The 20,062-nt window shown below is 48.3% G+C and carries 14 protein-coding genes; all 14 read right to left on the minus strand.

Going from position 1 to position 20,062, the window contains the following annotated elements; genetic code table 11:
• Positions 1 to 61 precede the first annotated feature (61 nt).
• The 14 genes from tssH to tssK all read right to left on the minus strand — a co-directional run bounded on the left by tssH (position 62) and on the right by tssK (position 20,011).
• A complete protein-coding gene (gene tssH, locus EQU24_RS11205; protein ID WP_017839417.1) occupies positions 62 to 2,779 on the minus strand; it encodes a type VI secretion system ATPase TssH in 2,718 nt (905 codons plus the stop codon).
• A 341-nt stretch (positions 2,780 to 3,120) separates the two neighbouring features.
• Entirely contained in the window at positions 3,121 to 4,137 is a 1,017-nt protein-coding gene (gene tssG / locus EQU24_RS11210) for a type VI secretion system baseplate subunit TssG (protein WP_026130398.1), read from the minus strand.
• Positions 4,101 to 5,981 carry a type VI secretion system baseplate subunit TssF gene (gene tssF, locus EQU24_RS11215; protein ID WP_017839415.1) on the minus strand — a complete coding sequence of 627 codons (1,881 nt, stop codon included), beginning with the start codon at positions 5,979 to 5,981 and terminating at the stop codon, positions 4,101 to 4,103. Before tssF ends, tssG begins: the two co-directional genes overlap by 37 nt.
• A 3-nt stretch (positions 5,982 to 5,984) precedes the next feature.
• Positions 5,985 to 6,485: a type VI secretion system baseplate subunit TssE gene (gene tssE / locus EQU24_RS11220; RefSeq protein ID WP_014148414.1), complete on the minus strand. Its 501-nt coding sequence runs from the start codon at positions 6,483 to 6,485 to the stop codon at positions 5,985 to 5,987.
• A gap of 3 nt (positions 6,486 to 6,488) precedes the next feature.
• A complete protein-coding gene (locus EQU24_RS11225; protein WP_026130017.1) occupies positions 6,489 to 7,292 on the minus strand; it encodes a type VI secretion system accessory protein TagJ in 804 nt (267 codons plus the stop codon).
• A gap of 308 nt (positions 7,293 to 7,600) precedes the next feature.
• The gene (locus tag EQU24_RS11235; protein WP_014148412.1) at positions 7,601 to 8,092 is read right to left on the minus strand and encodes an Hcp family type VI secretion system effector; all 492 of its coding nucleotides are present in this window, start codon (positions 8,090 to 8,092) and stop codon (positions 7,601 to 7,603) included.
• 120 nt (positions 8,093 to 8,212) lie between these two features.
• Positions 8,213 to 9,712 carry a type VI secretion system contractile sheath large subunit gene (gene tssC / locus EQU24_RS11240; protein ID WP_017839413.1) on the minus strand — a complete coding sequence of 500 codons (1,500 nt, stop codon included), beginning with the start codon at positions 9,710 to 9,712 and terminating at the stop codon, positions 8,213 to 8,215.
• A 3-nt stretch (positions 9,713 to 9,715) separates the two neighbouring features.
• Positions 9,716 to 10,246, minus strand: a complete 531-nt coding sequence (gene tssB, locus EQU24_RS11245) for a type VI secretion system contractile sheath small subunit (protein ID WP_017839412.1) — start codon at positions 10,244 to 10,246, stop codon at positions 9,716 to 9,718.
• A 47-nt stretch (positions 10,247 to 10,293) separates the two neighbouring features.
• On the minus strand, positions 10,294 to 11,346 hold the full coding sequence (tssA, locus tag EQU24_RS11250; protein WP_244310879.1) for a type VI secretion system protein TssA: 1,053 nt from the start codon (positions 11,344 to 11,346) through the stop codon (positions 10,294 to 10,296).
• A gap of 199 nt (positions 11,347 to 11,545) precedes the next feature.
• The gene (tagF, locus tag EQU24_RS11255) at positions 11,546 to 13,141 is read right to left on the minus strand and encodes a type VI secretion system-associated protein TagF (RefSeq protein WP_017839410.1); all 1,596 of its coding nucleotides are present in this window, start codon (positions 13,139 to 13,141) and stop codon (positions 11,546 to 11,548) included.
• Positions 13,141 to 16,704, minus strand: coding sequence for a type VI secretion system membrane subunit TssM (gene tssM, locus EQU24_RS11260; protein ID WP_017839409.1), 3,564 nt, complete (start codon positions 16,702 to 16,704; stop codon positions 13,141 to 13,143). Before tssM ends, tagF begins: the two co-directional genes overlap by 1 nt.
• 9 nt (positions 16,705 to 16,713) lie before the next feature.
• Positions 16,714 to 17,166, minus strand: a complete 453-nt coding sequence (locus EQU24_RS11265; protein WP_017839408.1) for a hypothetical protein — start codon at positions 17,164 to 17,166, stop codon at positions 16,714 to 16,716.
• A gap of 155 nt (positions 17,167 to 17,321) precedes the next feature.
• The gene (gene icmH, locus EQU24_RS11270) at positions 17,322 to 18,668 is read right to left on the minus strand and encodes a type IVB secretion system protein IcmH/DotU (protein ID WP_040575464.1); all 1,347 of its coding nucleotides are present in this window, start codon (positions 18,666 to 18,668) and stop codon (positions 17,322 to 17,324) included.
• Between the two features lie 5 nt (positions 18,669 to 18,673).
• Entirely contained in the window at positions 18,674 to 20,011 is a 1,338-nt protein-coding gene (tssK, locus tag EQU24_RS11275) for a type VI secretion system baseplate subunit TssK (protein WP_017839406.1), read from the minus strand.
• Positions 20,012 to 20,062: the final 51 nt, after the last annotated feature.

Raw genomic sequence — 20,062 nt, forward strand, 5'->3', positions numbered from 1 at the left:
CCCTTTGTATTATTTGCATTAACGACTTTAAGAAACGAGTATTCCCAATAAGTAGTTTGATTCAAAACTCATAAATAAACTCTCCATTCGCCACACCGACATGCACCCTTTCAATCGTCTTACCTTCCATCATCCGCGTTAAAAACTCGGAGCTGATACTGGGCAAAACCGTATTGGTCAATATCGCATCGATCATGCGGCCGCCGCTTTCGACTTCGGTACAGCGTTCGGCTATCAATTTAATAACATCCTCATCATAACTGAACGGTACCTTATGATTTTCAACAATACGTTTTTCGATACGTTTTAACTGCAATTTCGCGATTGCGGCGATCATTTCGTCGCTTAACGGGTAATATGGAATAACGACCAGACGGCCCAACAATGCCGGCGGAAAGACTTTTAGCAACGGTTCCCTCAAGGCTTTGGCAATGCCTTCAGGCTCCGGCATCAAATCCGGATCTTTACAGAGATTGGCGATCAGCTCGGTACCGGCATTGGTAGTCAAAAGAATCAGCGTATTTTTGAAGTCGATGACCCGGCCTTCACCGTCTTCCATCCAGCCTTTATCGAAAACCTGGAAGAAAATTTCATGAACGTCCGGATGCGCTTTTTCGACTTCATCGAGCAGCACGACCGAATAGGGTCTTCGTCGAACAGCTTCGGTCAACACCCCGCCTTCGCCGTAGCCGACATACCCCGGAGGAGCACCTTTCAGCGTCGACACGGTATGCGCTTCCTGGTATTCGCTCATGTTAATTGTGATGACATTCTGCTCGCCGCCGTACAAGGCTTCGGCCAAGGCCAGGGCTGTTTCGGTTTTTCCGACTCCCGACGTACCGGCCAGCATGAACACGCCGATCGGTTTATTCGGATTATCGAGGCCAGCGCGCGAGGTTTGTATGCGCCGCGCTATCATTTCCAACGCATGACGTTGTCCGATGATGCGCTGCTCGATGGCATCGGCCAGATGAATGATGGTCTCGATTTCATTCTTGACCATACGCCCGACTGGAATTCCGGTCCAATCGCCGACGACGGAAGCCACGGCTTGAGCATCGACGCTCGGTAAAATCAACGGCGATTCGCCTTGCAAATCATGCAATTGAGATAGCAAGTTTTTTAAATCCTCAAGCAGACCATTGCGTGTTGCCGATTCGGAATCGACTCCCGCAACTTCGTCAACCGCCTTTTCGAGTTTGCTGTCGGTCCCCTCGACTTTACCGCCCTGTTCTCGCAGTTTTTGACGAATATCTAAAATGTTTTTTACGAGCTCACGTTCGTTATTCCAGCGCTCTTCTAACAACGCCAAGCGATCTTTTTCGGCTTTAAGTTTTTCCAGAACAATCGTTTCGCGGTCTTTGATATCGACGCCAACCGACTTTTCTCTGCCGATGATCGCCAATTCCGTATCCAATCCGTTAATCCGTTTTCGGCAATCATCGACTGCGGCAGGAACGGCATGCTGGCTGATTGCTACGCGTGCCGATGCAGTATCTAGCAAACTAACCGATTTATCGGGCAACTGCCTGGCGGGAATATATCGGTGAGACAGCTTTACCGCAGCTTCCAGAGCCTCATCGAGTATTTGAACCTGATGGTGTTTTTCCATGACCGATGCGACACCTCGCATCATCAGTATCGCTTTTTCCTCATTCGGCTCCAGTACTTGCACGACTTGAAAGCGCCGCGTCAATGCCGGATCTTTTTCTATATGTTTCTTATATTCGGCCCAAGTCGTAGCCGCGACGGTTCTGAGCGTACCTCGAGCCAGAGCCGGTTTTAAAAGATTCGCTGCATCGCCGGTGCCGGCTGCGCCGCCAGCGCCGACCAAGGTATGCGCTTCGTCGATAAACAAAATGATAGGTTTTTCGGATGATTGCACTTCCTCGATCACTTGACGTAAGCGGTTCTCGAATTCGCCTTTCATACTGGCGCCTGCCTGCAGCAAACCGACATCAAGCGTACGCAACGTGACGTCCAGCAAGGACGGCGGCACGTCCCCGGCGACGATCTTCTGCGCGAAGCCTTCAACGACGGCAGTTTTGCCGACGCCGGCCTCGCCAGTCAATATCGGGTTGTTTTGACGTCGACGCATCAAAATATCGATGACCTGCCGGATTTCTTCATCGCGCCCAACGATCGGGTCCATCTTGCCTTGTCGCGCCTGTTCGGTTAAATCGACAGTGAATTGTTTCAAGGCTTCTTGTTTACCCATCTGCGCCGGCGACATCGCGCCGCTGGCTTCGCCCGGAACAGCCCCTCCTCCGACTTGAAAACCGTCGCTTGAATGCAGACCTTCTTCAGGCGAGCCGCTGACAATCTCCGCGAAACGTTCGGTTAAGGTATCCGGCTTGACTTTTCCAAATTCGTTGGAAATTTCGAGCAAGGCATGATTCAAACCCTTCGTTTTAAGAATGCCGACAACCAAATGTCCCGAACGTACCTGCGATTCGCCGAACATTAATGTACCGTATACCCATCCTCTCTCGACAGCCTCTTCGACATGCGACGATAAATCGGAAATCGATGTAGAGCCTCTTGGGAGGCGATCCAAAGATTCGGTAAAGTCGCGCGCCAATTTGGAGGGGTCGAGATTGAATTGACGAATGATTTTATGGAGATCCGAGTCTTGCAACTGAAGAATCTGATGCAACCAATGCGTTAATTCTACATAAGGATTGCCGCGCATTTTACAAAACACGGTAGCGCCCTCTATGGATTTGTAGCACACTTTATTCAGCTTACCGAATAACGCGACACGGCTGATATCGCCCATAACTCACTCCCAAAATAATCATTGAATTGACCCGTATAAAGATCTGCGCTCAAACAACGGCACCTGTTATCACTTAAAAACATGCAAATGAAAAACTCTACAGCACTCAGCTTTCTAGCGGTTCGGTGACTCGCTTGACAGAACGTCTTGAATACGTCCTTGTATGCTTTACGGCGGATATTCTTGCCGCCGACACCTGTTAAGCAAGCCACCGAACCCTATTCCAAAAGTTGTCGTAGCTATTTCATGCTCGTTCCTTGGTTTTCAGGCAAAATCTAGACACAAATTCCGCTGACTGCTCACTGTTTACTGTTTACTGCTCACCAGCTTATATCGACTCATTACCGTATCGGATTCAGCAACAGATCGTTCGCATCTTCAGTGCTGTGCCGCTCGCCAAGCCAGCTAGTCCAACCCAGTCGCGTGCAGCCGTCCAATTGACTCATCGGTACCTCGTCATTTTTCAAGATTAGATTAACATCCCAATCGAACTCAAAGCCGCTGTAGTTTCGTACGATCGCAATCAGTTTTTCCAATCGCTGACCGGAAGGCAGCAAACTGACATACTCTGTTAGGGTCAAAGGCCCGAACAGAATCCGGAATTTATGCTGACAACTCCAAACTCTGGAGCCCAATACGACCGACTCGCCCAATCTACCGGTTTGGGCCGATTCACCCAATCGGGTCAAATCCTCGTTTTCTATCTGTAACCATTCGCCGATGAACTCATTGAGTCGCACCGGTAATTTATAGAAATCGGCCAGGATAGCGACCAGCCCGTCGGCATTTTTAGCCTGATTCGCTAAATGGCCTATGTAATGAAACTTGGCCAGATCCGGCATCGCATCGCGATCTTGAAACACTTCATCGCCGATCCCGGCTAACCCTCCTAAATAATCGCCAAATCGGTTTTGGTCAGGTCGGTCGAAACTGAAAGCAGGTTCGGCATCCGCTTTGGCGCGATAGAACAACGCAACCATGCGGTGATGAAAAATATCGCCAAATCGGGCCAGAGTATGATCATGAAAATTATGCTCCCGGCTTCGCACATATTCGGTCAGATGCAAGGGCATCGGACCGTTGGGTCCGAACAGTCCTAAAAAACGCTGTGTCAATCGGGCCGGCTTCCCTTCGTGAGCCGTAATAAATTGACTCAATGTCGACGACTCAAATGCCATGGAGACTTCTTGACCAAACCTTACCGCGTCGTCTACAGGCCGACTGGATTGTCCTATCAAAGGTTTATCGTCATGACTACATTCAATCAACCGTAAGGCATGAAAAAAATCATACTGATGCGGCTGTTCGAGTAAACCTTCGATTAAATCGTTTTTCTTCGACCTATTCTCGCCGGCCATCTAATGATTTCTCCCCGATCCGGGGACTTGACCACGGTTTCGGTAAACGAGTTAATTGAAACATAGCGGGCTAAAAAATTTTCCAGCACTGCTCCCATCAAGAAGACGCCGCTGCCTTCAAAAGCAGACTCTTCGAAGTTCAAGGTTATTTCTAAGCCGCGCCCAAAAACGATAGGGCCGGCCGTATTGATCCGCCTGACGATATCTTTCGCTTGAATCGACAACAATCCCTCGATCTGATTAGTAATAGCGGCAACATTGTATTCGCTATATAACTTCAATAAACTTCTCAGAGCGACGGCACCTTCTTTGTCATTACGGTCGATTAAACTTAAATAGTTCATCGACAAATGATTGATTAAACTCCAATTGACATTGCCATAGGCGGTCGACGACCGAGGTTTAGTGGGACCTGAAAGGCAACGGATGTTTTGTACCGGCGCGCCCTTCTGCATCGTGAAGTCGGTTTTTCCTCCGCCCAACGGCATCAGCAACGGTAAATCGCGATTACTACAAAGCGCCTTGATCGATAGTTGTTTAAGGTCGTTACTGTAAGGCGCCGATTGCCCGTCGACCAGCGTAATAAAGGTCTCATTGCCGATATAACTCGATCGCGGTCCTTGACGTTTTTGTTTCGACGAAGCTATCCGTTGTTGCCGATGTAACGAATAATAAGCAGGCCGGACGTCATGGCTGCGTTCGTCGCTGTATCGATAAAACGGCTGAAATTCCTTTTTTTCATTGACGCCCCCGCTCCCAATGCCAATGACCTCCTTGACTTGGCAAATTTCAAAGTCCATCGGTCTGGAGCGGTCCGGAATGATATGAAATTCGGACGACTTCCGATCGATATAAATAGGATCGGCATGCTTGGGAAACAGATTGATCGCCGGAGTACAAAACAACGCAAATTGAGATCTATCGACGGCATTAATCAGTTTTGCGTGACTTCGTTTTAGCAGAACGATTAAATCCATCTCTTCGGCATCGCACTGATTCAACGCTTGAGCGAAACCGTTAAATTCTGCAAACATAAAGCGTTCCGGAAAGGCAAAATATTCTTGCAGAAGACGGTACCCCTGGAAAGAACGAGGCGAATAATTGAGCAAGGCTTCTTCATCGGAAAAGCCTATCCGGGTTACCGCATTATCTTTGACTAAATGTTGCCAGCGATAAGGTTTTTCGGTCGGCTGCATGCAAACGGCTAACGAATCGCCAATCAATTGTTCATACAAGTGCATCGGCAATTCGCCATGCCCTCTTAAAAAAACGGGTAAGGAATCCAATTTTAACTCATTGAATTTCAAACCTGCCGTGGTTTTGAGCCGGATGCGAATCGCGGCTTTTACCCCGGTCAGATTATGTGCGCAGAGGTTTGCCACGGCCCCAAGATTGGGCAGATATTCCGCTTCGTGGATTTGTAAAGGCCAAAGTTTGATTTCGTGCGCGGTGCGATATTCGCAGGGGGTTTGTTCGCCTTTTGTCGTCTGGCTGCGTAACGCGGTTGCTCTTTCTATCGTAAAACCTTCATTTAACGAACCTTCCGTTAAATCGGGTTGAAATTGCACGACGGCCATAGACGGTGTCGGCTCGAGATAATTCGGATAGATCATTTCCAGCAAATGCTGGGTAAATCGGGGAAACTCGGCATCGAGCTTCAATTGGACGCGTGCCGCCAAAAAGGCAAATCCTTCTAATAATCTTTCGACATAAGGATCGGCGCATTCAAAGCTATCCATACCCAAGCGCGCTGCAATCTTAGGGAACTCGACGGCGAATTCGCCGCCCATTTCCCTCAAATGGTGCAGTTCCGTGTTGTAATAGCGCAATAATTTCGGGTCCATGCCTTAACCGCCCATGTCGCGTAGATTCACGTCGCCGGTCAATACATCGATCTCAGTCCGTAAATAAAGATGTATCGGAAGGGGCTGCGCCCAAAGATTGGCCTCGATGTCGAAACTGATAGCTTGATGACTCATGACATCCGCCGACAATACTTTAACCGACAAACTATTGGGAAGAATTCGCGGCTCAAAGACGGAAATGGCTTGTTTAAGTTTTCTTTCTATATTGGTCAAGTCCGCGCCGACCACGGAAGTACCTGCTAGATTTTGTATGCCGAAATTGATAACCGACTGAGCGACTTCCGGATAATCCGTTAAATCGGCAACGGATTCGAACGAATCGGCATTCAATAGCCAGGAAACGTCGCGCAGGACCGACTGCCTCAATCTCTGCATCGATAACACCCGCTTATCTCTGGATTCAACCCGATTGTTCGGCTCATCATCCGTCAATCGATCGAGTAACGAAGGTTGGAGGCGTTCTTTTTGGGTTAATTCGGCCATGACTTATATGTTATCAGTGCCATCAAAACTAATTTCACGGACATCCATCAAGGCATAATCATTGTGATTAGTGCTTAATAAGCGCTGTCCCAGACCGATGAATAACCCATCATGCGGTTCTTGCCATTCGGTCTTGCGCGCCAGTTGAATAGCCGCATCCGGATTAGTTTCGGAGTTGACATAACGTGTCGGAATAAACCCGACCGCTTCGCCGCCATTTTGCCAAGCAAAATGCACAGGCATCCAAACCAAATCGCGCAGGTCTTCGGGCAATTCTATTTGGATAGTGTTGATATGTTGAAAAGGAACCCAATAATATTGCCCATTAATGATTGCTTCGAGCATGGGGCCGAGCCGGACATCGGCATCCGCCAACCAGTCAAAACGTTCGCCATCAATTGAACCGGCCGTGGCCGGAGCGCCATCAAAAGCTTGATTGCGCAGGTTTTGAGCCTCCTGGTATTTTTCTTGCGCAGCGAGGTTGAGAGATTGCAACAACAAGGCCATCCATTGTTGAGGCTCGCCAAAAATCAACGGTGTTTTCAAGCCTGAGAAAACTTCTTTACGCAATACTTCGCAACGAAGTGCCTCACGATAGGTTTGTACCATCGCCAGAGTTGCCGCATCCATGTCAGCCAAGACATTGAGTTGGGTCAACGCTCTTTCCCATTGACCTATAACCGATAATAATTGAAAGAGGAAAATTCTATTTTTGACATTGGCTGGATCTTTTCTCACGGCCTGTTGAATGTCGGCCAATGCTTGTTCAAGATTACCGTCTTTCAATGCTTGTTCACTGCTTAACATGTATCGGTCCTCGGCTAGCGTCATTCCATATACCTTTCGCACTTCAAATTTCGGTTGTATCCAAGAAGGTACCAGGGTGTCCGGCAAAGGCTTTGTCAGCATGGAGCTGGCATAGAGCCTACGTGGACGTATTTACGGCGTCCTTTGACGGGCACCCCGGTGCCGAATTTTGATCTACGATGAGTATAGATAAAAAGTGGGCGGCACAAACCGCCCATTCTGAAGTATGAGTAGCTCCTTTAATTCATTCGCCTAGCTGAACTTTCAAAAAAATACTACAACCACTATTCAGCTAGAACGGGGAGTTATCAGATTTTATTTTTGGCTTTATTGGTTTTTAAATCATAACCTTTAGCTTCGCCTTTTTTAACAGTTCCGCCTTCTTCGAATTGGTTATATTGTAATGTGATGCCAACATAGTTTATGGAAAAGGATTCATTCGGTCTTTCACCTCCACTGCTCATGCTATAGCTGCTGATCAGCGGTTTTTCTAAAATAATTTCCACAAACTCTTGTCCGGAAACATCTTTTCCGCCTGTTTGAATAAAATGAAAAGTCGCTTTATCCAACGTTTTACCGCAGGCCGCTTCCTGCATTAACTGAGCAGAGGCAATATCCATACTTTTAGTGCATGTGACTTCGGAAAAGGATGGATTACTGGTATCACGGTCGGCGCCGGTTCCGCTAGAACTTACGGCGCGCCCGGTCCCCCATTGCACTGAATCTATGGTTATCCAACCATCATGCTTATCTACTTTGGAATCGCCTTTCAATTCGGGTTCAAATTTTAATAAGATCATTGTTTATCCTCATAATTTACAGAAATAAATAGAATTACAAACTGCTGATGAATAATCTCAAAAAGGATTTAACCAATTTCCAAGAGAGTTTATCTATCGCTTAAACCCCTCTTACAATCATCAGCCGCCTTTTTGTGAAGGCAATTTGGAAGTGAGTCGTAAGGAAACAGTCAAGCCTTCCAACTGATAATGCGGTCTCAAATAAAATTTAGACGCATAGTACCCCGGATTACCTTCGACTTCTTCAACGACCACCTCTGCGGCAGACAAAGGACGAATGGCTTTATCCTCTTCCGTCGCCAATGCCGGATTGGTCAAAACGTAATTACTGATCCAGCTATTGAGCCATCTTTCCATATCGGCACGCTCTTTGAATGAACCGATTTTATCCCTAACGATACATTTCAAATAATGCGCGAATCGGCAAGTTGCGAACAAATACGGCAATCTCGCAGCCAGGTTGGCATTTGCCGTTGCATCGGGATCGTCGTATTCGGCCGGTTTATGCAGCGACTGCGCACCGATAAATGCGGCGAAATCCGAGTTTTTCTTGTGAATCAATGGCATAAATCCGGATTTAGCCAATTCCGCTTCGCGGCGGTCGCTGATCGCGATCTCGGTCGGGCATTTCATATCGACGCCGCCGTCATCGGTCGGAAAGGTATGGACCGGTAAACCTTCGACCGCACCGCCGGATTCTATGCCGCGAATTCTTGAACACCAGCCATAAAGTTTAAATGAGCGGTTAATGTTGGTCGCCATCGCATAGGCCGCGTTAGACCAAGTATAATTGGCGCTGTTGGCCGCTTCGGTATCTTCTTCGAAATCGAATTCCTCGACCGGGTCAGTTTTTGCTCCATAAGGCAGACGGGACAAAAATCTCGGCATCGCCATTCCCAAATATTTGGAATCGTCGGAATCTCGTAACGATCGCCAAGCCGCATACTCGGGGGTGGAAAAGATTTTGGTCAAATCTCTAGGGTTAGCTAATTCACCCCATGAGTCCATTTGCAATGTAGTCGGCGACAAACCTGTAATAAACGGCGCATGGGATGCGGCGGAAATTTTCGCAATTTGATTCAAGAGTTCGACGTCGGGTGGTGAATGATCAAAATAATAGTCTCCCATTAAACAGCCGAAGGGTTCGCCACCGAATTGACCATATTCTTCTTCATACAATTTTTTGAACAAAGGACTCTGATCCCAAGCCGTCCCTTTGAACTTCTTGAGCGTCTTACCCAACTCATTCTTTGAGATGTTCATGACCCGAATTTTAAGCATCTCGTCGGTTTCGGTATTGTTGACCAGGTAATGCAGTCCTCGCCAAGTCCCTTCTAGTTTTTTAAAGTCTTCATGATGAAGTATTTTGTTGATTTGTTCGGTCAGTTTACTGTCGATTTGCGCGATGATAGCCTCGATCGAAGCTATCGCATCGTCGGATACCAACGAAGTGTCCTTTAAAACAAACTCGGCCAGCGTTTGAACTGCATTTTCGACTTCTTGTTTCGCTCGATCGGATTTCGGTTTAAATTCTTTGTTCAATAAAGCCGAAAAATCACTGACTTCAGCGACCTCTCCGGTCGTCACTTGTGCTTCTGTTGCCTGTTCTGCTTCAGCCATGGTTTACTCTCCCCCTTCCTCGGTTTTTGCTTCGGCTGTATCGGCCGGCTTCGGCGCTGCGGTCAGCGACTGCAATAAAGCCGGATCATTGATTACTTTCGCTATCAATTCCTCGGCGCCGCCTTTACCATCCATGTAAGTGACTAAATTAGCCAATTGCGTTCTCGCTTCCAGCAATTTATTGAGTCCATCTACTTTTCTTGCCACGGCCGCCGGCGAAAAATCATCCATGCTTTCGAAAGTAAGATCGACATTCAAATTGCCTTCGCCTGTTAAGGTGTTGGGTACTGTAAATGCGACCCGAGGTTTCATTGCCTTCAATCGTTCATTGAAATTGTCGACATCGATTTCGAGCATTTTTCGGTCCGCGACAGGCGCCAATGGATCGGCAGGTTTTCCCGACAGATCCGCGAGTACTCCCATCACGAAAGGCAATTGAACCTTTTTCTCCGCGCCATAGAGTTCGACATCGTATTCGATTTGTACTCGCGGCGCGCGATTACGCGCGATAAATTTTTGACTGCTTTCAGCCATTTAACACCTCCTCGATAGAAATTTGTAACAGAAATTCCGAGCCTAATTTATTCATCTTCACTCTTAGCCCCCATGATGATACTGGCTTGGCTAACGCCGTCCGGCGCAATATCCATGAGTGCATCCATGAAACTTTTTCCGACTAGCCGCTGCGCCCGCTCAAGAAGCAACGGTACAGGACTCGACGGTTCGTTTTTTTTGTAATAGTCGCAAATCAACTTGAGCGCATTGATGACGTCTTGACTGTTGTTGATCGCACCTGATATCGACTTTTGGGAAGCTTGAGGTTTGCTTGTTATTTCGCTTGTGCTTTCGATCTCGGACGGCGAGGCTTCGATGTCGTCGACCCCGCGTGACTCCAGCCAGCCCGATAACAAATGCACGAACTCCTTCAATAAGTGCCTAAGCGCATCGAAGTTAGGAGCATTGTTGATACCGACGTGCTTAGTAACGAAGTCTTCCAAACTATTCAGGCTATCGGTGCTTGCCACGATCGATGCCAAATTACTTTGTAATGCAACAATATCGCTATCTTGAACGGCGGCTTCGATAGTCCCTAATTTCGGCGCATTCTCACCCTCGGAAACCGTCATTTTCTCGGAGGCTATCATGACATCGCGAAAACAAAAACGGCCTAATGCTTTCGACTCGACTAAATCGACAAGCTGCAAAGGACGCAACATCGTTTCATGATCGCATAAAGCCATCAAAATATTGACGCGTTCCGTGGGATCGTTGTCGTCATCGGGATCGAGCCGAGGGTATAAAACTTCCCAGCGCTTTGCCAACAATGTGTCGATTAACTTTAATCCTTCGCTAAGACCGGTAAGTCCTTCGAGCGCAACCAAGGCGCGCAAGTAATAAACCAGGATTCTTAAATCGCGGGTTCGTGCTAATAAGGCTTCGGCGCTTTTTTTAATTTCCCGCCAGTCCGGCGGTTCGGCTTCTTGAATGGTATCGCCGATTTGCTGTTCGGGCTTGCCGATTATGTCTTGCTCCAACGCGATAAAAGCGGGATCGTATTCCAGATCGTCACCGCAAACATTATTAGGATCGATGTCCTGTAAATATTTTTCGATATCAATACTCAATGCACTCACTCCTTAAACGACAATTGTATTCAACCTAAATTCGGCAGTTTAACCATGGAGCTCATGAAGTATTTCAAGAGATTACCTAAACATTCCCGCTTTCCTCTTGGGTGAACGAAAGTTCAATACAAACGAATAACAAGTTATTGAATTAACTTCTTATTCTTCATGATCTTAATGGTGAAATGCTTTTTTAGGTTCAATTCTTTCATTCAACCGAATTGTCGGTGGTACTGACGACAATTACACTGACATTGTCTCTAGCGCCTCTATCAAGAGCGAGATCAAGCAATGCCCTAGCACTCGTTTTCAAACTATGATTCAGCAGTATAGACTCAATTTCATTAAAGCTGAGTTCTTTATCCAAACCATCGCTACTTAACAAAAACAAATCCCCGAGACGCACATCGGAGTAGCCGCAATCCAGCTCCAATTCGTCATCGGCTCCGACGGCACGAGTGATGACATTCGACTGTTTAACCGTCCAACCTGCCGAAGAAACCGATTGTTCCGGCGCAATCTCATTTTCAGCGCAATGATCACGGGTCAGTTGCTCCAATTTATTGTCTCTTAGCCGATATAAGCGACTGTCTCCCGCCCACAAAAACGCGCAACGATTTGAATTACCGATCAATACTAGAACGGTGCTGCCAACAATAGAATCGTTATAGCGGGTTCTAGAAAGCTGCCGCAATTCCTTATTGACATGAACGATACAGGCAAAAACATCTTTACAATACGCTTCTAAATCAGAACTCGGCGAGACTTTGTTCAAACTCTCGACAATCAGTTGACTGGCTACATCCCCTGCCTTATGTCCGCCCATTCCGTCGGCAACCGCCCAAAGACCGGCTTCAGGCCTGTCGAGTATTGAATCTTCATTGAATTTACGGCGTTTACCCGTATCGGTGAGAGCCCAAGATTGCCAATGCCCTTCGCTTTGGTCCGACAAGGTTTCAGCCGTCATATAGATCGGTACGGTATCATGCTCATTTTCAATATTCTGAGTCTTCTCGACGAAAATCTCAGCCGTACTAGCCGGTTGGCGTAATTTATCGAGGTTTTCCGGAACTGCACCTTTTTCAATATCCCACCCTCTTTGCGTAATAAGTCCATTTAGAAATCCGGAGAAGGCAGCGATAGGAGGTAAACCTTCGCAAGCCAACAATGCCGGAGACTGATCTTCGGAGCCACCGGTAGACCATAGCGTAAAGCCGGGAACAAACCGGTTCATTAACGATGCACTCAATCCGACAAAGGCATCGGCAATCGATTCAGGACGAGTCATCGACAGATAAAATGCATTTTTTCCGGCATTTTTGCGCATATCCCGAACATTGCTTGGAATCTCAGACGTCGATAACGGCGCTGCGGGAATATTTTTGATCAATCGATCGAATACTTCAGGATCGAGCCCGTCTTCCAGGCCGCTCAATGCGGCTTCTTCGAGATGCTCAAACCACTGTTCGGCCGAAGACATCAAATAAGCCAAGCAATTGCCGCTGTCGATGCTCGCCGCAACCGTCAACGGAAAATAACGTCCGACCTTATCGACACTGGGCATCAGAATACCGGCCCAGGCGGAATTGCCGCAAACACCGGGACTCAACGCAAAACGCCAAATCGGGCTGCTTAAATAGCTGTTCAGCCAAGCATTCCCCAATTCTTCCTTGCTGGCGGTAATCGAGCTTTGCAGCCAACTATCCCAAGGATTCAGAAAGTCGCGCGGCAAACGCCGGGAAACAAAGTCGCCCAATATCGGCAGTTTGCCGTAAAACCCGGGTTCCGAATGAGGCAAAGTCATTACAAGCTCGTTGGAAATTGAAAATTTTGCAATTCTTTCAGGGCGAACGGATTATCAACGCTGGTCGCGCTCAATTCATAGCGTGCTTCCAGGTTGTCGATTGCAAAAGTCAGCATGAACCTGTCCTGCGATGTAATTTGAATGCGAGCTTTATCGAGCAATCTAAACCATGCCCAAGCGCCTTCCTCGGAACGACTGACTTGACGACCATCCAACGTATCGAAACCGTAACGCACAGAACCGCTTCCATCCGTTCCAGGCCACTGCAGTTGCGTACTTCGCGCCGGACCATGCCGGTAATCCAATTGCTGACCTTCCAAATTCAGCCAAAACCGTGAAGCTTTGGCATCGAGCGATACCGGTCTAAGATTGAATCGGACGGAGGGTAATTGACTGCCTCCTTGAAAAAACACTTCACGGATTTTTGCCGCATACTGAAACTGCATCAGCACCGATTGCGAAATACCGATGGATTGATTATTTTGAGCGATCAGACGCCAAGTACGCCCGCTGGTATCGACAAAGGGCTTGAGATTGGCATTGAAAAACTGATCCAGAATTCCATTCGGCGCAAAAAACCGGCTAAAATCTTGCAAAGTAATTTCTCGAGTGGCGCGTCTGGACAGCGGATAACGGCCTTCGAGTCCCGATTTATAAAGCGGCATGACCTCGCTCTGCCAAAGCTTATTGAGCTGCGCCTTGCTCGACCCCATGATCAGATTCAAATTGCCGCTGGACAGTTTTTCGGTCATGCTTTTTAACGGTTCTGGCAAACGCGCCGATTCCATTTTCATGCGCGACATGACATCGCCTCCGCCGCCCCCTTCGCTACGTTGTGCGGCAATCCGTATCGCCGCGCCTCCGCTATCCGAAGTGCTGCCCAAATCGATCATGAAACCGTACAACTGACCGAGCAGATTGATGGTCTGGTCGAATGGCGCACCGGCGCCGCCGACGCTCCTTACCAATGAAGCTAGCGGTTGAAAATGGCGCTCGACGGCTGTGCCCGGCGGATCGGTCGGTGCTTGCACGACACCTTCGGCTTGTGCGGCTTGCAGTAATTTTTGCGTGCGCGAATCTACTGTTTTTTCCGCGCCTTCCTTGACCGCCGCCAAAGCATCCAAAGGACTTGGCGGTTTGCGTGTTAGGGAGGTTTCCTTGTCGATAGTCTCCAATAATAGCCGAATCGGCGAGTTGGGCGCCGAAGCGAATTCGAGTAATTCGGTCGATTGTTGAATATTGCCGACGCTTCTGATTTTTAGATTGCCAAGCATATCGCTCCAATACTGGATGAAATCCTTGTCGTAATAGGTCTGAACGTCTTGCTGCAAGCGGTCGGGGTCGGGCGCGCGGGCTCTACCGACATCGCCCAACACCCAATTATCCTCGACCGTCTCTTTAGCCAAGACTTTGTTTTGTTTTAGAAAAACTTGATAAAAACCGTCGTGCGTGAACAAATAAGGAATGGCTTGCTGTTCGATTTTTCCCGACGCGACCGTAAAAACCCGAGACGCATTCGGCCCTAGCGCATCCGACAAACGGAGATCGCGGCTACCGTCCTGCATCGCCTCGCTCTTGATGCGCATATAGACTTGCTGCGCGACAGGAATCCGGTTCAATACTTGGCGCGTTGCGGCAACCAAACGCGGGTCGAGAGTCTGGGGCTCTATTTTTAGTTTGAGTAAATTATCGAGATGAGCGAGTAAGCCTAATTGAACATCATCGGCATAATTTTTTTTCCAATCGATAGCTACCCATGGCCGCACCAAGCCGGGCTCGAGCCGCTTGGGCTCGCCGAACATCAAATAGACTTTCAAGAGTTCATAGAGTATTTCGGGGTTATTCGCCTCTTCGCCTCGTATACGTTGTTCGAGCCTTGTCTTGATCAACGGAAAAAACTGCTTCAATAAAACTTGATCATAAGTATCGTTAATGACCGGTTGCACTTTGCTGCCTTGAAACAAGCCGAAACGCATCGAAAAGGGTTTTTCGTCGCCATAAACTTGTTGAATGTCTTGCATCGCATTCATGCGTTGCAATAAGTCGGCAAAGTCCGATCGATTCGGATAATTCGCCGCGATTTGTTCGTATTGTTGAATCTTTTGACTCAGCTCGTTCAATGCCGATTGATTTCTAGTAAAACTAAAAGTCCATAACGCCACCATTAATAATGTCACAGCCAGTGCCGAACCGTATGCAACCTGACGAAGCAAGGCATAACGACGCTCTAAGCGTTTGTTCAAACCGACGATCAGCGCTTCGTCGAAAATGACATCTTTCAGCAAACGGGTAATGAAAAAACTCTTTCCCTTGCCACTGAACATCGGCACCGAAAAACGATCGAGTTTGAAAGTACTCGCCAAAATCCCCATCAGACGGTCGATCGGCGTGCCTTCTTGCGTCCCGCTGGTAAAATAAACGCCTCTGAGATAAGGGGCTTGTTGATATCGGTTCGCGCCGTAACACTCTTTGAGAAACTCCAACAAACTCTCTTTCAGCAAAGCCATGCGTTGCGGAAAGCCGAAAATCGAATGACGGCGCTGCAAGTCGCGCTCTTCTTGAAGTCTTTTCGGCAAACGCGCATTCAAACGATCCAGCAGGCCATCAAAATCATCGCCGACCCGACCAACAGCATCGATAGGATGATCTTGATCTTCTTCAGGAAAAGTAACACCCCAAACTTGGGCTCTTTCTTCTTTGCCTAGATCGGCAAAGAAGTCGTTGAAACCTGCAATCAGATCGCATTTGGTAAACAGCATATAGATCGGAAAGCGAATGCCGAAATGTTCGTGCAACTCCTGAATACGCTGCCGAATCGCTTGCGCATGTTGAATTCGCTCCTCCTCGGTCTGCTTGATCAAATCGGACAGGCTCATCGTGATCAGCACGCCGTTGACCGGTCTGCGCGGCCGATGTTTTTTCAGCAAATTTAAAAAACCGAGCCATGCCGCCTTATCGACCGCCTCGTGACTGTCTTGCGTCGTATAGCGTCCGGCGGTATCCAACAGCACCGCTTGATCGGTAAACCACCAATCGCAATTGCGGGTCCCGCCAACGCCTTTGACCGCGTTTTTGCCGAATTTGTCGGCCAGCGGAAATTCCAGTCCCGAATTGATCAATGCGGTGGTTTTTCCGGAGCCCGGCGGCCCGATGATGATATACCAGGGTAATTCATAGAGATATTGACGACCCTGGCCCGACTGAGTTTTGATTTGTTTTAGCGTGCGTAGCGCATCGTCGAAATGCTTACCGAGTTCGCCGATTTCCTCCTCGCTATCTTGCTCGACTTGACTGGGCCCGGTCGTTCCTTGGGCGCCCCCGACCAGCTCATTGACCATTTGCGTATTGGCACGATTGGCTTTGACCTGAATACGCAGATTATTCAAACCCCAAAGCAAGACGATGACTAAAATCGTGATTAGCCTGAAAACTTCGGATTCGAGAGGAACACGTCCGGCTATTGCAATGAGCGACCCGAAAAACCAAATCAATAGGCTGACGGCAATAATGCCGATCAGTTGAATGACCCATTTGTTTTTGAAAAAACCGATGATTTTTTTCACGCTTGTCCCTTATTGACAAGTCTTATAAGGCGAGCCGTCCACTAGGCTCTGATATTTGGCTTCCAATTTAGGTCCGCCAGAATAGTTAAATTCTGTATCAACCGAAAGCACACCTTGCTTTTCTCCCGCGTTGAAGGTCAGCAGTAGCGGTCTTTCTTTATTCGGATCGTAATAGGGAAAAAACCAGAGGCTTATGCCTTCGTAAAAATTCCCGCCATAGCTGGCGGCAAATTCAGGGTTGGTCGCATTCTCTGATTTTCCATTGACTTCAAAAGTAAATCCTGTTTCGTCGACAATGATCTGTGGTTGTTTTTTGCAGTCACCGGAGGGCGCATAGCGTCCGAAAATGGCCTTGAAAGCATCTAAATTATTGACTTCGATAGCCGTTGTTACCGATGAAAATAAGGAAGCACCGAACAGTCCGGCAATCGGCAGTAACTTCTTGAATGGCATAGTTTTCATGATTATCCCCTGAAAAGATCCATGTATACGATAAACTAAGTTTTACCCGGGTTAAAGTCTTGCCATTCCGGACAAGCCCGAGAGTTGGCAATCCAACGCAAATAAGTGCAAACCATCCTCAACTGTCTCCACTCCTTAGGCGATCACTTGTCGCTTTATCCTGAAAAAATGATTTCAACACGACGGTTCATTGCTTTATGCTCGGCACTGTCGTTCGGCACCAACGGCTGAGTTTCGGCACGCCCTTCTGATGCAATAGTCGCACTGATATCCGGTTTGCTGCTCAGCATATTGGCGACCGATTGCGCGCGGGCTCGCGATAAATCCCAGTTGGATGGAAATCTCGCTGAAAAAATCGGATCGCTGTCGGTATGACCGACAACTAGAATACTGCCGGTAACTTTGGTCAGCGCTTCACCGATTCTATTCATTAACGGATAATATTTCGCGGTCACCGAGTCGCTAGCGGAAGCGAAGAACCCCTTACCCATGATACGTAACACGATTTTGTCGTTCTTGCGTTCTAACACGACTTCGCCGCGCGCAATTTCCGGCGCAAGAAAACCGCTAATATCGTCATACAATGAATAAGCTGTAGGAGTATCGGGAGATTTAGGCGTTTCTGGCAACGGTTCAGCGACTGCGACTTGTAGCGGCTCAAGGCCGTCCTTGATCGCATAAAGTTTTGCCAACAATGGATTGGACGCGGCATTGATGAAATAGAGATAGCCGAGATAGGCCAGCATCAGGACCATACCGACCACCGCGCCGATTACCCATAGCGGCACCAAGCGGGTCAACACATTACGTTTGTCTTTGATGCCCTGCCATTGTATAGACAACTCTTTTTCAATATCGCCGCGCTGCCGCTGTATGATTAGGTATAGATTTTCCCGAACTTCTTCAAGCCGGGTCATACCGTGTTCCTGAATGCGGTATTTCCCTTCGAAGCCGAGACAAAGGCAAAAATACAATAATTCCAACAAATGCAGATGCGTGCCGGGCTGCTGCATAATATTCTTCAAAATTTGGAAAAACTTTTCTCCGCCCCAAGCTTCCTTATGAAAAGTAATCAACAGGCTGTGCGTGCTCCATATACTGTTACAGCCCCAAGGCGTATTAAGCACCGTTTCGTCGAGTAAGGTACAGAGACAATAACGCGCCGCCTGAACTTGATCGGGCGATACGCCGCGACCTAGCGCCTTCGATTCGAAACGCTTGACTTCGTTGATCACATTATCTCTCAGACCGGCAATGTCCGGATGCGATGCGGTATTGCGTAATTGCGCGACTAAAGACAACAATGACAACGCGCAGGCGGTCAACGGATTATCTTTCGAATAGACGATTCGTTCGTGAAGGCCTTCAGGAGGTATCGGCGTATTATCGGGTAAATGCGCCGGCATCGGCTCCTGAGGTTTGGACTTTCTTCCGCCCGGCGTAGGCCTGAGGATGGTTTTGTCGTCATCGATGTAATTGCCGAATGGGTCGTCTTGATTCACTGTCGTTAACCGTTTTTGATTGCCCAAAATTCAAGTTCAAGCCCTGGAAACTCTCCGGCGATATGGATGGCAAAACCGCCCGACTGAGCCATTTGCTTCCATAGCTCGCTTTGTTTGTTGAGCTCGAAATAAGCGAAACCTGCATGATAAGGAATTTGCCGTGGCGCGACCGGCAGCGCATGAATCGAAATACCGGGCAAGGCCGAACGAACCAATTGCTGAATCTGTTCGACCGGACCGATTTTGACCTGCGTCGGAAAACTGCTGCGCAATTGTTCCTTAGACACTTGCGCATTGGCGGCTAGCACGAACACCGCATCCTTGAGCAAATTCGGATCCGGCACCTTCGCGCCGCGAATGCCATACTTCGGAGCAGTCAACGGAATCGGAATCGCGTTTTGCTCCAATACCGCGCTCAATAATTGGCGCAACTCCTCCATGACATGCATGAAGGTCGTTTGTAAATCGTCGTGCCGATAAACCGGAAAACTCACCGGTCTTTTATTGGGCCGGCAAAATGTCGATAACTCGCCGGCCAATTGCACCGCAATTCGGTAAAAACTTTCCGGATGCAATGCGGGAATGGATTGCAAATGTTCAAATAGCGGCTCGACACGATTGACCATTTGCAACAGCATGTAATCGGAAATTTCGGCAACTCCCCCCCGGCCCGCTTCGGAAGCCCGGCCGCCGAGCGCTTCTCCGCGGGTGTGCAATAAGCCGAACAGCTCTTTTATAAACCCGTTCAAGACCGGCACGGCATTGCAATCGAGCGAAGGCGGAATAAAACCCTGATCGAGAATCACGTTTTTATCGACCCTCGACTCGATGACTCTGGCCACCCCGATACAAACATGACCGGAGCGCTCTTGCCGCTCCAATAACAACCTAGCATGCAGCTTGCCGACCAAGATCGCAGAGGTTGCATTCGATCCGGTATTATGGTCGCGAACTTCGCTTTCGAAGGCATGATAGCGTGCCAGATTGTGGCGGTTCTCGTCGGTATCGATTTCAATCGTACCCGGTTGGCGAACCGGTAGCGACAGGTAAACGATATTGTTTTGTACGTCGGTAGGAATATCGACGGGTAAAGGCAAGTCGTCGTCTTCAGGCAAATTAAACGGCGTTCCGTCCGGAAAAATCCCGCTGCATTCAGCCAAGGCGAATTTGCCCATGGCAAGCTGCCGCTGGTCTATGGCAATTTTTTTGACGCCCCAATCATACGGCGTAAGGTTGCCGCATCGTTCCTTGACGAAGGTTTCGATATACCGGTCGTGTTGTTGAAAATGCTGGGGCCGCAAAAACATGCCTTCCGACCAAACCGTCCTGTTATTTTCCGCCATTGTTCTTGTAACCTTTACCCTGTGATATGAATTTTCGAGCTAACCTTAGGT

The organism is Methylotuvimicrobium buryatense, from assembly GCF_005931095.1.
Classification (GTDB): Bacteria; Pseudomonadota; Gammaproteobacteria; order Methylococcales; family Methylomonadaceae; genus Methylotuvimicrobium; species Methylotuvimicrobium buryatense.

What these genes read in the sequence shown, in the direction of transcription:
- tssH (WP_017839417.1), bottom strand. Translation starts at nt 2,779, where the DNA reads ATGGGCGATATCAGCCGTGTCGCGTTATTCGGTAAGCTGAATAAAGTG.
- tssG (WP_026130398.1), bottom strand. Translation starts at nt 4,137, where the DNA reads ATGGCCGGCGAGAATAGGTCGAAGAAAAACGATTTAATCGAAGGTTTA.
- tssF (WP_017839415.1), bottom strand. Translation starts at nt 5,981, where the DNA reads ATGGACCCGAAATTATTGCGCTATTACAACACGGAACTGCACCATTTG.
- tssE (WP_014148414.1), bottom strand. Translation starts at nt 6,485, where the DNA reads ATGGCCGAATTAACCCAAAAAGAACGCCTCCAACCTTCGTTACTCGAT.
- EQU24_RS11225 (WP_026130017.1), bottom strand. Translation starts at nt 7,292, where the DNA reads ATGTTAAGCAGTGAACAAGCATTGAAAGACGGTAATCTTGAACAAGCA.
- EQU24_RS11235 (WP_014148412.1), bottom strand. Translation starts at nt 8,092, where the DNA reads ATGATCTTATTAAAATTTGAACCCGAATTGAAAGGCGATTCCAAAGTA.
- tssC (WP_017839413.1), bottom strand. Translation starts at nt 9,712, where the DNA reads ATGGCTGAAGCAGAACAGGCAACAGAAGCACAAGTGACGACCGGAGAG.
- tssB (WP_017839412.1), bottom strand. Translation starts at nt 10,246, where the DNA reads ATGGCTGAAAGCAGTCAAAAATTTATCGCGCGTAATCGCGCGCCGCGA.
- tagF (WP_017839410.1), bottom strand. Translation starts at nt 13,141, where the DNA reads ATGACTTTGCCTCATTCGGAACCCGGGTTTTACGGCAAACTGCCGATA.
- EQU24_RS11265 (WP_017839408.1), bottom strand. Translation starts at nt 17,166, where the DNA reads ATGAAAACTATGCCATTCAAGAAGTTACTGCCGATTGCCGGACTGTTC.
- tssK (WP_017839406.1), bottom strand. Translation starts at nt 20,011, where the DNA reads ATGGCGGAAAATAACAGGACGGTTTGGTCGGAAGGCATGTTTTTGCGG.